Here is a 1371-nt window from a genome sequence, read left to right on the forward strand (position 1 = left end):
CATAGGTATCTACACATCTTTTAGGTACCTATGGCAATTGCAGCAAGTTCATTTAATTCTTCTATAGAATATTCTGACAGCAATTGTAACGTATTCAGTAAAATCGAAAGCCCTGCCAATATGGCAGGAGCACTTTCAAGATGACCTCTCTTTTGTTGTCTGCCTGAAATACGTGTGAGAAAAGCACGTACTTTCTGATTCTGCTCGTCTGTACAGCGTTGCACTCTCCAAGTCAGCACACAAGCCATACAACTGATCAACAATCGTCTTAAAATTGCTTCAGGTGTGGTTTGAAGCCAAGATTCAATATCATGTCCTCCTTGCTTGAGGAGTTTGAAATAACATTCAATTGACCAACGCCAGTAATACCAAGTTGTTAGTTCTGTGGCATCAATTTCAGAAGAAACATTACTGATCAACGACCATCTTGCAATTGTTTTGTCTTCACTATCCTTAACCACTGCAATAATGAGCCTAGCTTCAATTGCCTCACCTTGCTGAGGAGCAACCCTTTTACCTGTATGATCTTTTCTTTTGGGTTTAGCTGCACGGGTTAAGCGTATATTGGTTTCCCCAACATGAAGCATGTGTTGCTTACCCTTATAAGCAACGGACTTCACTTGCTGTGTTTCTACCTGTTCAGTCACCTCTCCAACTTTAGAAATTTCACCCTGATATTCAATCCGATTGCCTTCTTTTGCTCGAATTAACCATTGAAAATCATGACGACTAAGCTCTCTTAAGTGAGCAATAGAGTCACCCTCACGATCAATAATATGTACACAGGTTTTCTCAATTGGAAACTGTTCAATTTTGTGAATTTGTTCAGCAAGAGAATCCAAATGAGTTTGGCGCTCGGTATGCTGTTCATTGAATGTCGAATAACAACCCAAAGCATCTGTAAGTGTTTGGGCTAAAGGCGCAATAGGAAGTCCTGAAGCTGCATCGACAAGTAAACTGGTTTGTAATTCATAGCCCGAGTCGTACTGATGTGTTCTTTGTAATTTTCGAGTTTTATTGCGGTGTGTCACGTATTGGAGTTGTGACCAATCATGAATGACTAAAGCATAGTCGTGCTGAGATGTCTTGATTTGTTCACAAGCAAGCTGATGAATAGGTTCATTTAGTTGTTTAAATGTGATTTTTTCATTGTTCAAGAATCGCCAAACGGCTTGTGTCGTTGCGAAACTGGTTTTTTGAGCAGAGGCAATATCTTTGATTGCAGGAGCAAGTGAAGCGAGAGGATTCATATTGAGCTTTACGAGGCTATTGTAGCGTTTGACAAGACGCTGATCTAAGCCTTTGATGTTAAATTGAAGAGCATGCTCTTCAATTTAACCTAAAGCATAGGAATTATGTAGATACCTATGC

General features: G+C 39.9%; 1 protein-coding gene. It reads right to left on the reverse strand.

The features are described from left to right. Nucleotides 1–20: 20 nt before the first annotated feature. The gene (locus tag FTT63_RS15430; protein WP_104988072.1) at nucleotides 21–1250 is read right to left on the reverse strand and encodes a transposase; all 1230 of its coding nucleotides are present in this window, start codon (nucleotides 1248–1250) and stop codon (nucleotides 21–23) included. Between the last annotated feature and the right edge of the window lie 121 nt (nucleotides 1251–1371).

Source organism: Acinetobacter sp. C15 (genome assembly GCF_013420645.1).
Lineage (GTDB): Bacteria > Pseudomonadota > Gammaproteobacteria > Pseudomonadales > Moraxellaceae > Acinetobacter > Acinetobacter indicus.

What these genes read in the sequence shown, in the direction of transcription:
- FTT63_RS15430 (WP_104988072.1), bottom strand. Translation starts at nt 1,250, where the DNA reads ATGAATCCTCTCGCTTCACTTGCTCCTGCAATCAAAGATATTGCCTCT.